Origin of the sequence: Paucisalibacillus algeriensis (genome assembly GCF_000577245.1) — a bacterium.
GTDB lineage: Bacteria > Bacillota > Bacilli > Bacillales > Amphibacillaceae > Ornithinibacillus.
The window spans coordinates 160,146-176,284 of sequence record NZ_CBYO010000007.1; the positions used below are offsets into that span (position 1 = coordinate 160,146).

The window sequence follows — 16,139 nt, forward strand, 5'->3', positions numbered from 1 at the left end:
ACATATAACTAATCACTATTGCTTGCATGTCAAACCTCAATTAATACTCCAGTCTTATCATCCCGCGGCTTCAACCGAGGATACACCACACACTCCGGATCACTCTCTTCCCTTTTCGAAACTTCCTCTAGCAACGCATCCAATCCATGCTGAAACGCAAATTCCACAGATAATTTCCACCCATCCTGATTAGGATCTTGAGTTGGCATTGTTAACCCATCACTTAACAGTAGAATTTTCTTCACTCGCCGCATTGATACTCTACCATATTCCAAATTTTCCATTGCTTCCTTACTACCATCAATGATGCCATATCCTTCAAAGGTATTTAATTTATTGCGGTTTGTAAGTAGTATCGGTTTTACCTTTTCTAGTAATTCTTTTATTCCTAGGTCATGGTTTCCGCTACTATTGCGTAATTTAATAATTTCACGTACTGCCATTTGATCAAGTTGTTGAACGTGGTCAAACGTAATTGTTCGAATATCACCATTTTCATATTGTAAAAACAACATACAATCTCCAGCTTGAATATAATCAAAGTAATGCCTTGCTTCATCTAATTGAATGGCAGCTAGGCCAGTAGAGCTTCTTTCTTCTTTATGTATTTCTTCAAACTCATTAACTGTTCTAATGTGTTCATTAAAGTATTCCATAATCTTTAATGCTAATTGTTCATTAGCTAGTTCTACACGATCATGTAATGTTTTATTTGTACTTTTTTCCTCTAACTCATGTTTAACTACTTGTGAAGCGATTTGGCCAGGAACACCAGCTAATCCCGTTGCACCATCTATGGCTGCATAAATTCGATTCGAGCCATTAATAACAAAGTTATCTTCGTTTATAGTTTTGTCTCCTGTTTTATATACCTTTGTAACTTTCATTTATCTATATCTCTCCTATCCACAAGGTAGCCTAGTAATGTAAATTCAATGATAAAAATTACGGTTATTGAGATCAATATTTCAATCTAACCGACAATACTTAAATTATAAAAGTTTACTCACAGTTGAAACTCGAGAATGTATTCTCTTTTACTATCGAATAATTCCGTAAAAATACCCACTAAGTTCTATAGCTTAGTGGGTTTAGTTTTCATTAGTTTACTGAGTATTCATTCAATTAGTCTCGACTAAATACATCCCTAGTATAAACCTTATCTTTTACCTCTTTCAACTCATCAGACAGTCTGTTAGCAACAATTACATCACTAATATCCTTAAACTCCTCAAAGTCATTAACTACTTTAGAATCAAAGAATGTATCATCTGTAAGAGTTGGTTCGTGAATTATAACCTCAACCCCCTTGTCCTTAAGCTGACTCATAACATCCTGAATAGCAGATTGTCTAAAGTTATCAGATCCAGTTTTCATTGTTAATCTGTATATACCAACTACTTTAGGGCTTCGCTTAAGAATCATATTGGCAACATGTTGTTTTCTTGTGTCATTTGAATCAACAATTGCCTTAATAATATTATTAGGCACATCTGCATAGTTTGCTAACAACTGCTTTGTATCCTTAGGTAGGCAGTAACCACCATAACCAAATGATGGGTTATTGTAATGATCACCAATGCGAGGATCTAAACCAATACCGTCAATAATTTGCTTAGTATCTAGACCTTTTAGTTCAGCATAGGAGTCTAATTCATTAAAGAAGGATACTCTCATTGCAAGGTAAGTATTGGCGAATAGTTTGATTGCTTCTGCTTCAGTTGAATTAGTAAATAATACTGGAACATCCTTTTTAATTGCCCCTTCAACTAACAGATTAGCGAATACTTTTGCTCTATCAGACTCCTCTCCAACGATAATACGAGATGGATAAAGGTTATCATAAAGAGCTCTACCTTCTCTTAGAAACTCTGGTGAGAAAATAATATTTTCTGTATTAAACTGTTTTCTGATTTTTTCAGTGTATCCAACTGGGATTGTTGATTTGATAACAATTACAGCATCTGGATTAATAGGTAAAACATTTCCTATTACTGTTTCTACACTACTGGTATCAAAATAATCTTTTTCTGGATCATAGTTCGTTGGAGTAGAAACTATAACATATTCTGCGTCTTGATAAGCTACTTTATAGTCTGAGGTAGCCGTTAAATTTAGTTTTTTGGTTTCAAGGTATTCTTGAATTTCTTTGTCCTCTATTGGTGACTTTTTATTGTTAATCATGTCTACTTTTTCTTGGATGATGTCTAGTGCTATGACTTCGTTGTGCTGTGCAAGCAAAACAGCATTAGATAGACCGACGTATCCCGTTCCTGCGATAGTTATCTTCATACTTAATCCTTCTTTCCTTCTTGTAATAATATCCTCATTAAAGATCATTTATACTTAAAGTCATAATCATCAACAATCTGCTAATCTCACTAGGTTCAGCTAGCAAAGCATTCACTCAAATTCCACTTCATTATTAACATTATCTTTGGCATGTTCTAATGTAGTAATTATTTCAAAGGATTATTGTTTCCAATATATATTTAAAAATTTACATACACTCAGTTGCTGGAAGAATATTAAATAGCCTTACATCCTCAACAATACCATATATAGAAAAAAATATTAAAGATACATAGGATTGTCCTTATATAGTTTGACAGAAACTTTTCATATATTCAATATCTCACATTAAAGCCAGAAACTCCATATGCTTATCTCTTCCTAGGGACACATATTATAAATCTGAATACTGAATATACATAACAACACATAAAACCCCATCTAATTTAGATGGGGTAGTTAAAAAATATAGAAGTATTACTAGACATTATTAACTTCTCGATTTGACTCAGAAATCTAAATATAACTTGCTAGATAGCTATAATGCTGTCTTCAGAATATCAAGGAATATCTGCGTTTTCGAGCTATATACAAAAAACGTCAATATAGTTATTTATTAAAATATTTAACAATCGCATCTGCAATTCTTCTTGATGCTTCTCCGTCTCCGTATGGATTTGAAGCTTTAGCCATTTTTTCGTGTGCTTCATTATTTAATAGTAATTCGTCAGCTACATTAAAAATTGTATCTTCATCAGTACCAACAAGTTTTAAGGTTCCAGCATCAATTCCTTCAGGTCGCTCTGTAGTATCGCGTAAGACTAGAACAGGTACCCCTAATGAAGGTGCTTCCTCCTGTACTCCACCAGAATCAGTTAGTATCAAATGTGCTCTTGCTGCGAAATTATGGAAATCTATAACATCTAAGGGATTAATTAAGTGAATTCGATCATTATCGCCCAAGATATCATTTGCCGTTTGTTGTACAACAGGGTTTAAGTGTACTGGATAAACTATTTGAATGTCATCATGTTTATCTACTAAACGTCTAATAGCCCTGAACATTTGCTTCATATTTTCTCCTAGGTTTTCACGACGGTGTGCAGTCATCAATACTAAACGCTTGTTACCAAGACTAGCCAAGATTTCATTAGAATAAGATTGGTCTACCGTGGTTTTTAAAGCATCAATGGCAGTATTACCTGTTACAACAATCCGATCTGCTGGTTTATTTTCATTCAATAAATTCTCTTTCGACTTCTCAGTAGGCGAAAAATGTAAATCAGCCATGACACCAGTCAGCTGACGATTCATTTCTTCCGGATACGGTGAATATTTGTTCCAAGTACGTAGTCCAGCTTCCACGTGTCCAACTGCAATTTGATTATAAAAAGCAGCTAACGATCCAGCAAAAGTAGTAGATGTATCACCATGTACTAAAACTATATCAGGCTTTGTTTTCTTCATAACCTCGTCAAGACCTTCTAAAGCTCTAGTCGTAATTTGCGTAAGAGTTTGTTGCTTCTTCATTATGTCTAAATCATAATCAGGAGTAATGTTAAAGGTTTCCAATACTTGGTCCAGCATTTCACGATGTTGTGCCGTTACTGTTACGATTGATTCAAATTCATCCGAACGCTTATTCAACTCCAGCACTAGCGGTGCCATTTTAATTGCTTCTGGTCTTGTTCCGAAAATAGTCATAACTTTAATTTTTCTTCCCATGTCCTTTTCCGCCCCTTTCCGTTAATAAGTTTCAAAACGTATTGATTCATTAGTTATGTCAAGATATATTTGGTAAGTATCTGTTAGATAATAGTAAAGACCTTCTTCCTGGGATTCTAAAGAACCGGTGATATTGACCTCATCTAGCTGTTCTAAATCTAGATTATCTATTTCAACCACGTATGACTGGCCTTCATCGTTTAGAGTATAGGTAACATTTTCATAACTATATTCTAGAATAATATTCCCGTTTCCATCCTCATATTCATCCGTTAAACCTTGAAGACTATCTTTAATAGTATCACCTTCAGCATTTAAAAAGCTAAAAAAGAATCCGTATGTCTGCTGAAGAGATTCAGGAAACAATGGAATAAATTCATCAACAGATACATCTACTTGTACAACGCCTTCATCATCTATTATTTGAACCTTATTCTTTTCAACATACCCTAATCCATAAGTAGATTCGATTTTAAACATAGAATCATTTATTTCTTCAACTATGTAAATTTGTGTAGCAAATGGAAGTTCAGCTAATTTATCGCTGAACTCCATATCATTATATATAGCTGCACTTTTTACTTGTATCAAGCCATTTTGATTAATTCCTACCGTTTCTAAAGTATTCTCTTCTTCCTCTGGAACATTCAAAGTTGGCTCTTCTGCTTCAATCACTACGTTATCCGAATGATTTAGACCTGTAATCGCACTTATTGGATTATCTACAAACATTAGCACTGTAGCAATAATAAAGTAAATTAGAATTAGAGAAAATTGAATAGTGGTATTAATTCCTGCCCAATTCTTCTTTCTTTCTTTACGAGAAACTCTATTTCTCGAACTGGAAAAATCTTTCTCAATTTGAGTGTATAACATTTTCTCCCGATATTCTCTTTTCTCTTTTTTATCTAAATCATTAAACCATTTAATAAATGTGCTATATTCATTAGCAACAACATCTTTATCATCAAACATATGAACCTGACCAAAATTTAACCATAGTATACGATCAGAAATTGATTGGACTTGAGATAATGAATGACTAATAAAAAAGATTGTTTTTCCTTGTTCCTTAAACTCATCGAATTTTTCTAAGCATTTTTGATAGAAAGTTGAGTCACCAACAGACAATGCTTCATCTACAACTAAAATATCTGGTTGAATATGCACAGATATAGCAAATCCTAACCTAGATTTCATACCGCTTGAATAGCTTTTAATTGGTTGATTTATAAAATCACCAATATCTGCAAATTCAATAATTTCAGGAGTAATCTTTTCAATTTCCCTCTTATTTAGCCCGTGCATAAGACATTTTAATTCTATATTTTCAAGTCCTGTTAAGAAGTTGTTTAAACCCGCCGAGATAGCAACCAAAGATGTTTCACCTTGAATATCTATTTCTCCTGATGTAGGAGGTGTGACCTGAGCAAGAATACTAGAAAGTGTTGATTTTCCGGAACCATTCACCCCTATAATTCCAATTGTTTCTCCTTTATAGACTTCGAAAGATATTTTTGATAAAGCTGAGAACATTCTTTTATTTCTATTAAATGAAAATAGTTCTAACAGCTGATCTGATTTCTTTTTAAATAAACTATACGTTTTTGAAACATTTTTAATGGATACAATTGGCTTTTGCATAATAAGCCTCCAACTTACAAGTAATCAACAAATTTATTTTTAAAATTATTATGAAGAATAGATCCAATAAATAATAATACTAATGTAAATGACCAAAAATAAAACATATAGACCAAATCTTTATAAAACCATCCAGTTCCCAAAAATGTGTCTCTAAAACCATTAATCAAATAGGTAAAGGGATTTAGTTCTATGATTCTTTGGAATTCTTTTGGGAAAGAATCCAAACTCCAAAATATAGGAGTTAAGAAGAATAACATTTTCATTAAAGATTGGATTAATAACTGAAAATCGCGTATTAATACTGATACAGTAGAAGAAAGTAAAGTAAATGCAAATACAAACATAAGCAAACAAAACATGTAATAAGGAAGTTGCAATAAATAAACACCTGAATTAATATCATAAAGCACCAAAATAATTACCAATATTATTAGCATAACAACAAAGTTAAACGCATTAGAGATAATAGTAATCGATGGTAATATACTTACAGGGAACTTCATTTTAGATACTAGGTTAACCTTACTATAAATACTATTAGATCCTTGAACTATTGTCGGACTAACAAAAAACCACGGTACTAAACCTAATAGTAAGTACACAATATAAGGAGTATTCCCAATAGGTGCACCATTCCTTAAACCTATACCAAATACAAACCAGTATACACCTACTTGAACTAGTGGATTAAATAGTTGCCACAAAACACCTAAATAATGCATTTGATATTTACTTTTAATGTCATATAGCGCTAGGCGAAAAATCAAGCCTACATGTGTGAACTGTTCTTTTAATATAGAAAATATATAAATCATACCAATACTTTCTCTTTTTTAATAAACTGATTAAGATTTCCAAAGTTGATATATTGAATCTCTTCTGACGTACTTGAAACGACGTTTTTCGTATCAAGGATTCTAGCATTTCTCATAGTTTTAAACTTCATAAAATCAATATCTTTGAATTCATTATGGTCAGTAAGTACAACCACTAAATCAGAATCTTTTATTGCATCCTCCATATTCGCTTCTACAAAATCTTTGTTTACATGTGGGTCAAATGCCCTTATCTCATAATTACCCTGTAATTTCAGTAATTCATAGATTTCCATTGCTGGACTTTCACGAATATCATCTACATTTCCTTTATATGCTAGTCCGAATAAAGTTACTATTTTGCCATCTATTTGTCTCATTAGAGCGTTAACATTTTCAATAACATAATAAGGCATGGAAGTATTAATTGATCTTGATAGACTAATAAGTTGTGCTGATTTTGGTGCTTTTGCAATAATAAAATACGGGTCAACTGCTAAACAATGACCACCAACACCCGGTCCGGGTGTATGCAGGTTTACTCTTGGGTGTTTATTTGCCATTTCAATTACATCTAAAGCGTTAATATCTAACTCAATACATACTTTAGTTAGTTCATTTGCTAAAGCAATATTTACGTCTCTAAAAGTATTTTCCATTAACTTAGACATTTCTGCAGTTTTTGCGTCAGTTTTAATAATTTCCCCTTGTACAAAAGTACTGTAAACCATTGCCCCGGATTCTGTACATTCTGGTGTAACCCCGCCAACAATACGGTTGTTATGAATTAATTCATGCATAATTTGACCTGGTAAAACTCGTTCGGGACAATGAACTAAATATATGTCTTTTCCAATAACAAACCCAACTTCTTCTAAAATTGGTTTAACAATATCTTCTGTTGTTCTTGGAGCGATTGTTGATTCTACAATTACAACATTCCCTTTTTCTAAATAAGGAATGATAGAATTCAATGCACTAACTACATATGATGGATTCATTGATTTATGCTCATCATTATTATTTGGTGTTGGTACTGAGATAATAAATGCATCTGCTTTTTCAGGGGTTAGGGATGCTCTAAAAGTTCCTTTTTGAATTACTTCTTCTAAAGCTTCTTGTAAACCAGGTTCTTCAATGTGTATCTGTCCTGAATTCAATGACTCTACTACTGAAGATACAACATCCACCCCTACTACCTCAACATTATGCTTTGCGAACATAATTGAAGTTGGTAATCCTATATATCCTAATCCTATTGTAGTTACTTTCATTTTACATACCTCCAAATTTTTTTAGTCCTTGCTGATTTTAATAATAGTTTTATATATATAATTTTTTGCAGTAACATTGAATCTAACTAATTGATTATTTTCAACTTCATAACTTTTTCTGGAATAAATAGAATCTTCTACTACTAGGGCATTATTGTTAGCCTCTTGAGAGATAACAACTTCAATATTATCTTCACTATTTAACCATATAGTATTTTTATCTATCTTTTTGATTGTAAATTCCGGTGAAAGGTGGAATAACAGACTGTAGTCGTTACTATCCTCACTATTAATTTCATCCAAAAGTATTATTTCTCCATTATTATTAAAGTTTATTTTCCTAGTATGATTTACATTATTAAAACAGCAATTACTAATAGTAATATCTGCTCCATCTTCCCATTCATTAAAATAAAGGATTTTACTTTTACCAATGTTAGATTCATCCAATATCATATCTTTATTGTTAACTAATAAAGTGTTGTGAGCTAGATTTGATAACATATAACTTCTTTCTTCACTTCTACTATAAGAATATTTACCCGAATCGACAATTATATCCTTACCATAAGCATATAACTCAAAGCTTAAATTATCGGGATGTTTGTGTACTTTAGAATTAAAATTCACAATTCCAGCCATATAAATTTGCTTTTCTTTTTGCAATGTATTTCTAAAAACAAAGTATCCAGCTTCATTCGATACCATATTTAATTTAGGAGGATGACCTGATTCTTTATTAAAAATAAATAATAACTCGGGAGTTTCTTTATAATTTTCAATAGACTCCAGCTCGATTTTATTAGCTGTAGTATCTCCAAATAAGGGTAATGTTCGATTAGGTTTTAACATGTAAGCAAAGAATAGAGGCATTTTTTCAATTCTTTCGATAATATCATGTTCAATTTTAATACCATTGTCACTCAACCATCTCATCACCTTATATAAGAAGTTATATATTTGTAACTGGTATTCAGGTGAGTGTTCTTTATGAATACCATCACTACTTATAGTGTTTCTAATTTGTTTAAATAAACGGTTAATTCCTAAATTAAGGGAAGTCATTTTACTGTCATCAAGATTAGGGTATTTTAATATAATTGATATCAAAGCAACATCTTGGAACATTCCATGATTATTATTAAACTTATAGAATTTACTAGTTTCAAGTATCGACTTATGTTCAACGAAGAATTTATATAATATTCTATTTAAATTTTCATCAGTTTTACATACCTTTTCATATTCTGATAAAAATTCAAGTAAATATAATACCCTTAACGCTGTACCTTGATCATAATAACTCCAACTATTTTCAGGATAGTACAAAAATGAGTTATTATTAAACCAACTTTTAAATATTTCAATACCTTTATTTAGATATAAAGTCTGATTAGTTGCTCTAAAAGCTTTTGCTAAATGTTCTAATCCTTCAATTGTATGAATTCTAAATTTATAGCTATTTTCATTAATTGGGTAGTTATTCCAATTGTAATTTTGAAAATTAATTTGTATAGGTTTCCTTCCTCTGCTAGGAGTATACAAAGATTCTTTAATCATCTTATTAGAGTAATTAATACATATATCAAATTGTTTACTATTCGGTTCATTCTCATAATAAGGAATAAAACTTGTACTTCTTTTCAAAAATTCTTTAGTATATAACGTTATTTTTGTTTCCACTTCCAAACTATTAGTTGTGGAATTGATAATAATTGTTGGAACTTTCTTTTTATATCGGAATTGTTCAAAATGCCAACCTAAAATATTCTTTTGATCCTCAATACCTTTTACAATGCTTGTATTAAGCTCATTGGAACTTGTAAATTCCATTTTTCCAATTAAAAGATCATTTCTATAAAGAAAAATAATATTATCATATATTAACGGAACAATATCTTCTGCTAAGTGAAAGTGAAGATCATATTTATGACTCTTATCTGAAATTACACTATCTATAACTTTAATTACTTGGTTCTTATCATAACGAACTGTTCTCTGATGTACTACATCTGAATAACGCTTATTTATCCCTGTTACTTCAGAGTAGGACTCTGTTAAACAAAATCCCATAATTTTTGTTCTATCATATTTATTGTCAACTCTAGGTAAACTAGTATTATCTACAATCAAAGTATTGTGCGATTGTGAGGAATATCCATATTGAGTAAATCTATCTTTATACTCATATCCATATGGTCCAGAATCAATAAAGATATCACCCTCTGAGTACAATATGAAACTTAAATCATCACTATGCTTATGATAATCTGTATGGTAAGCAGCATTGAAAAGAAGATAAGTCGCCTTATCCTTTTCACTCCATTTATCCCTAAAAATAGCATATCCACTATCTTTAAAAACAACAGAGTCATTCATTGGGGGTATTCCTTTTTCCCCTTTTGTAATAGCATACTTATAATAGTCATCTTCATATAAGTTAATATAACCCATATCAGTTGGTGATTTATTTTCATTATCTCCTATTTGAGGAAAATATCCATTTGGTTTAATAATATGATAGGAAAAAGGTAAAGTAATTTTATACTTTTGATTTAAAAACAAACCAAATTCCTTGTCTATATTCATAAATATTTCACTATACTTTTTTAAATTTGCAGCAATAATATAATGATACACTGGAGTATGTTCCTTATGGACACCTTCACTTGATATGATATAGTTAAAATATTTTATTAATCTACCTTTAGCAATTTCAATAAGTTCAGAATCTTGGTTACCGAGTAAATAAGCATAAGTTAATAATGCAAAACTCTGGAACATACCATGATTATTATTACCCGCATAAAATTCCGTACTTTCTAATACTAATACATGCTCATTAATGATTGTACAAAGTTTCTCAAACTCTATCTTATTAATATGTTTTTCAATGACAAAAACGAAACTAACCAAATTTAATAATCTTACAGCCGTAGTCTCATCGTGCCACCCCATGTTTTTCCTGGGGCCTAGGTAAGGATTTTTACTGTACCAATCAAAAATTAAGCTTAAAGACTTATTAATTAAAGTAGTATCTTTATTGTTTTTTAGATACTCCGTGAAGTCACCCAACCAAACAAAGCCGTTTAATAATCTGAGAAATCCTCTACCCTTCCCCTGTTCATTCAACCATTCAACATTTTCCAAATAAGTAACCTCACCAAAGTTCCTCAGAGTAAAGGTATTACCACGACTAAGCTTATCTACACTTTCCTGGTAATTATTAGTATGATTTCTAGGCAATACGTTAATAAAATTATTATACAAATCTCGATTTAATGTAAGATTACTATTTTCTTTCTTTTTTCTAGATTTAGAAGTTAGTAATATATTATTAATTTCAAGTTTTCCATTTCCCTCTACTTTAAAAGCAAGTTTATATAATTTTGGTGAAGTTAGTTGTATAGACTTCTCTTCATTAAGTTCCAATTTTATCTTTTTGCTTAATAAGTTTTTATCGTACAGTAAAAGGTATAATTGAATATCAACTGTTTCATCTTTACTACCTCTAATTAATATACTGTATATGCCTTCTTCAATTTTAAGTGTATCCGCTGAAGACCTCGGTGGATTTTCAAACCCATTATTATCCCCATATATTAAATATCCATTACCATTATCTGACATAACTAAGAAGGTATCTTGATTAATAACTTTAATTTTATTTGACTTAGGGAAAAACCATTTATTTCCTTGACCCAAATGTTTCACTAATTCCACCGTAGCCACCTCATAATTCAGCGTCTAATAATTTATTTTATAAACTTGTTATTAGATGAAGTATTTTTTTAAAAATAATATGTTTATCAAAGGAATGTTTTGGTAATTCTTTTAATTTATTATTATCTTTATACATATTTGACTTACCATTTTTATAAATAAATTCCACTATATCTTCTTTCGAATTAAATAAAAATTCATCCGGATAAATAGTTTCAGAACCTGGCCATTTTAAAACAACTGGTATACTTCCAGAAGCCATACCTTCCATCGGCGCTAAATGAAAACTTTCAAAATCACTAGTGGATAAAACAAAACCAATCTTTTTTAGCCATTCTTCAACATCGTTACCATGTTTATCGAAAATAACATTCTTCTTCCATGATGCACTTTCAATTCTATCAAAAACTTTTTCAAAGAATTCTTTCTCTTCTTCTCGATTCATAAGCCAAGGTAAATCTTTTGGTAATTTACTCTTTATATATAATTTGTATCTATTATCTTTCTCCCAAAGCCTTTCAAATATATCTAAAACCTTATCAATTCGTTTACTTTTAGGAAGAATACCACATATACCCAAGTTAAACATTATATTTTCATCTTTATATTTAGGTTTGTCAAATTTTGTAGTATCTACCATATTAAAGATCATAGTCATTTTTTCGCGTGGTATTTTACATAATCTAAAAAATTCTTCAAATATAAACGGAGAAATTGCTATTATTTTATCAATATTAGCCAGATTAAATTTGCTTGGATAGTCTGTTAATCTCTCCTGCGCATGCATTCTTACTATTAGTTTCTGGCCTTTTCTTTTATTATTTGAGTACCAAACAGCATTTCCAAGACCCCACTCACAGAATATAATATCAGCCCATTCAAGGCACTTTTTCGAATATTCTTCATCATGCTTATTATGACCCTTCCATTTATCTATCTTGACTTCAAAATCTGAATTACCTTCAAAAAATTCTATTGCCGTATTAATAAATTTCAAATCATGTCCAACAAAGACTATATTCGTTTTCCTAGTATAAAAACTCCATAACACAGGCTTTAGTCTTTTATATGCTTCATAAAAAGTAAACTTTTTACAACTTTCATAAACTGATTTTGCAGATTTTCTATATAACTTACGATTATTTAAGACTTCTATCGACTTACTTATAAATTCTTCTTCTGTATCAACAAATAAAGGGTATTCTTTTCCAAGCAATTCTTCGTGCATTATTGTTCTTCTAAGAAGTATTGGTTTACCTAATCGTCCATATTCCAGTAGTTTAGTAGATAGTTCAACACTATTGTTATTATCAATAGCTTTACTCCGCCAAGAAACACCTATATCAGACGATTCAATGAATTCTAACGAAGCCTTCCGAGAAACCCCACCAACCCAATTAATACCACTCTCACCTTTTAAAGTGATAATGATATCTTTTTTACGCGCAATTAACTCACCTTGGAATTTATCGCCAGCAATATTTAATTTAATATTAGTATCTTGTTTCTTAATTTTTTTATAAGCATCAATAATTTCTTCGGTATACCAATCTTGCGCAAATTTCCCGGAATAAACCAAACTACTATTTCTATTTTTAAATTCAGGTACTTCATTGTAATCTGGAATCATGGGAAGTAGTAGATTCAGCTTTTCACCATTTACATTTGCAACCTTTTTAAAGGCTTCTCCCATCTGAGGAGTTTGTACAAATATTTGTGGGAAATGTTGATAAATTGAGTTTAATAATTTTGCTTCCCTATCAGTAATTATATTTTCATCATGAGTAAAATCGGTAATATAAGGGATTGTTATACGAACTAAGCTAGGTGATTTAAGAATACTCTTTACTAGTTCAAAACCCCTTATAATAATACAATCATAATTATTTTCCGAATGTAGTTCCTCCATTAATTGAACTGCTTCTGTAGTATTCATTCGGTTCCCATTATTAAACTTTTTCTTTCTAAATTGATTATAAGTATCAATTATATTTATCTGATCTAAATCTTCAATCTCAGAAACCAAATTTTTATTTTTTATTTTCGCTTTTAATAGTAAGTCTACATTAATATTTTGATCGTAGTTAAGAGTATTTGCTATGGAAGTTAGCCATACAGCTGATCCATCCAAGAAATTTAAATCAACATCTCCATATAATAATACTTTCAATTTCTTACACATAATTATCACCTACTATAGTTCAATAATTTCCTTGTACTTATTACTAATCTCTTGACCAGATTGTATATAGTTAAATTTGTCAATACTCAACAGCTGATGACCTTTTTTGAAGAATTCGTTTAAACTACCAGCATGTTTAAGTTTTTTTATTACTTTTTCTAAATCGACACCATGAAAAACCTTCTTGTTTACTATAGAACGAGTAATTGTCAAGTCATTAACAAATTCGTATTCATGCCCTGGGTTTTTAGATACAAGCTTTTTTTCAAATTCAAAAATAGTACTTTTACCAATAATAGCTGATCTACTATATTTTGTTGCTATCATTAAATCCATAAGATAATTTTCCCCGTAATAATCCTTAGAGTTAAAGAATGCTATAAACTCTGAGTCTATAATTTCCGAAACTCTCTTATAATGGTTCATATAACTTAGAACAAAAGATGAAATATGAGCACTGTTATATTTATTCATCACTTCGATATACCCATTAAAATTATTGAGCAGTATGATTAATTTTTTTTCTCTCCATGACTGTAAATTAAATCTCTCAACTAAATATTCAACCTGTTTTTTCGAATTAGCAATAGCTAATACTGTAACTGATGGAATTGAATACTCAACACTAATTCCGACTTTTTCAAGTATGAATCTTATTCGATTTTGGTACGTATGATTTAAAAATACTTCCCGAATACCTTCCAAGGATTTTTCATTATAAAACAGGTCATCATTCATTAATTTATCTAAATTTCTTTTAAGTTCTTCTTTATTCTCAGAAACAAGCACAATATCATTAAAAAGATTCTTAACACCATCAGAATAACTACTTACTATAGGAGTTCCAGAAGCTAAACCCTCGAAAACTCTTCTTGAAAACATTGTTGGAGAATTCTTAACACTGTTTACATTTAGCATTACTTTATAGCCCTTATATGCCTTCTCAATTTCATCGTATTCCAAGCTTCCTTTTATATTATTTGTAAATCGCTCAGGAAATCTAAAATCCGATTTTTTAAGGATAAGGTTTTTCTCATAATTTCTATCATATATGTCCAAACCTTTGGCTGCAGCCAGGTCTAACATATCATCCATATCCCTCTTTCTGTCTTCATGTCTATTAGCATAATATGACCCTGCGAAAGATATTTTATTAATACGTGAATCTGCTATTTTTATAGGATTATGCAGTTTTGGTTGAGCAGAGAATGGTAATGCGTAAACATTCTTATGTCCTGCCATTTCTTGATACTTGCTAATCATATTGGCATCTGTAGTAAAGATATAATCAAATAATCTAGCAGAATCAATAAATTTTTCAAAATGAATTGGGTCTTCTTTATTCCAGAATATTGTAGGAATACCTTGCCTTTTACACCAATCTACTAACTCTGAAATTGGCTCTTTATCACCATTATTGTATTTAGCAATTTTATATTCCCATGACCCTTGGTTCCCTTTCCAAGCTGATTCAACCATTAAAACATCAGGCTGATTTTTTATAAGTATTTCTTTCCAATTATTAGGAGTAAAATTTATTAAGTTTACTTCTTCTTGATAGCAAGTAGTTGTAAATTCGTCAAAGATACATGCCATTTTCAAATCTGAAATATTTTTTAATTTTACAGGCGGATTTTTCTTGTTAGTCTTAAGAAAATCATAGTCTTTGTTAAATTCCTTTTTTCTTTCTAGCTTTATATTATAAATATTAGCTAACCCAATGCCTGAAACTTTAAATGCAAACCTGAGTGCATTCGCATGTCTTGAAGTTATGATTTCAGTTGCCTTGTTTAAATGAACAATATATGAATTAATTTTTTCATTTGAAGAATATTCAACAATAAACATATCGATACTGATTTTTCCGAAAGTATTTCCTTGAACTTCAATGCGCAAAGTTTCATCAGGTAGTACTCTTATTTCATTTTTAGGTAATAAACTAAAACTATTATTTTTTTCTCGGAAAGAAATATAATCTCTTTTTGCATTTTCTCCTGCTATATATAATTTGCCCTTTTGGTTATATAGAAAAACATTATTAGAATTTGTATACCAATTTTCTGCTTGTAAAAAGTCATCATTGCCAACAACATAAGGTTTTAAATCATTTAGTATTTCTTTTTGGAAGGTTAATATTTCTTTTTTGAATTCCTTGATGTTATTCATTATCTTTGCCCTCCAATTCTTTTTTTAGCGAGATATTGCCAATATCTAACTGTAATCTTTCCTAGTTTTGATTTACTCAAAGCATTATATTTTCTGTTAACTATAGCCAACTCTTTTTCTATCTTGTTTTTTTTATTTTGAATACTCTTTATACCTTTTTCAAGCTTATTCGTAATAATTCTTTCTTTCTCCAATAACTCTAGTATAACTTTATATTCTTCTAATAAGTCATAAGTTCTTTCTTTGAATAAAATAAAGTCTTTTTCTAACTTCTTATAATCGCCATTAATTTCATTACTTTTATTTCCACTCAAG

Annotated in this window: 10 protein-coding genes; all 10 read right to left on the minus strand. The window is 30.4% G+C overall.

What is annotated here, in order from left to right:
• Positions 1-29 precede the first annotated feature (29 nt).
• The 10 genes from TY11_RS05395 to TY11_RS05440 all read right to left on the minus strand — a co-directional run bounded on the left by TY11_RS05395 (position 30) and on the right by TY11_RS05440 (position 16,138).
• Positions 30-887: a protein phosphatase 2C domain-containing protein gene (locus TY11_RS05395; RefSeq protein ID WP_042143696.1), complete on the minus strand. Its 858-nt coding sequence runs from the start codon at positions 885-887 to the stop codon at positions 30-32.
• A 238-nt stretch (positions 888-1,125) separates the two neighbouring features.
• On the minus strand, positions 1,126-2,292 hold the full coding sequence (locus tag TY11_RS05400; RefSeq protein WP_042143699.1) for a nucleotide sugar dehydrogenase: 1,167 nt from the start codon (positions 2,290-2,292) through the stop codon (positions 1,126-1,128).
• 609 nt (positions 2,293-2,901) lie between these two features.
• Positions 2,902-4,017, minus strand: a complete 1,116-nt coding sequence (wecB, locus tag TY11_RS05405) for a non-hydrolyzing UDP-N-acetylglucosamine 2-epimerase (RefSeq protein ID WP_042143700.1) — start codon at positions 4,015-4,017, stop codon at positions 2,902-2,904.
• Between the two features lie 21 nt (positions 4,018-4,038).
• Positions 4,039-5,661 (minus strand): ATP-binding cassette domain-containing protein, encoded by a 1,623-nt coding sequence (locus TY11_RS05410; protein WP_052345750.1) that lies wholly within the window; start codon positions 5,659-5,661, stop codon positions 4,039-4,041.
• Positions 5,662-5,675: 14 nt separating this feature from the next.
• Positions 5,676-6,479 carry an ABC transporter permease gene (locus tag TY11_RS05415; RefSeq protein ID WP_042143703.1) on the minus strand — a complete coding sequence of 268 codons (804 nt, stop codon included), beginning with the start codon at positions 6,477-6,479 and terminating at the stop codon, positions 5,676-5,678.
• Positions 6,476-7,753, minus strand: coding sequence for a nucleotide sugar dehydrogenase (locus tag TY11_RS05420; RefSeq protein ID WP_042143705.1), 1,278 nt, complete (start codon positions 7,751-7,753; stop codon positions 6,476-6,478). Before TY11_RS05420 ends, TY11_RS05415 begins: the two co-directional genes overlap by 4 nt.
• A gap of 21 nt (positions 7,754-7,774) precedes the next feature.
• Positions 7,775-11,476, minus strand: a complete 3,702-nt coding sequence (locus tag TY11_RS19810) for a heparinase II/III domain-containing protein (protein WP_052345751.1) — start codon at positions 11,474-11,476, stop codon at positions 7,775-7,777.
• 37 nt (positions 11,477-11,513) lie between these two features.
• Entirely contained in the window at positions 11,514-13,658 is a 2,145-nt protein-coding gene (locus tag TY11_RS05430; protein ID WP_052345752.1) for a glycosyltransferase, read from the minus strand.
• 12 nt (positions 13,659-13,670) lie between these two features.
• The gene (locus TY11_RS05435) at positions 13,671-15,824 is read right to left on the minus strand and encodes a CgeB family protein (RefSeq protein ID WP_042143708.1); all 2,154 of its coding nucleotides are present in this window, start codon (positions 15,822-15,824) and stop codon (positions 13,671-13,673) included.
• The gene (locus TY11_RS05440) at positions 15,824-16,138 is read right to left on the minus strand and encodes a hypothetical protein (protein ID WP_042143711.1); all 315 of its coding nucleotides are present in this window, start codon (positions 16,136-16,138) and stop codon (positions 15,824-15,826) included. Before TY11_RS05440 ends, TY11_RS05435 begins: the two co-directional genes overlap by 1 nt.
• Position 16,139: the final 1 nt, after the last annotated feature.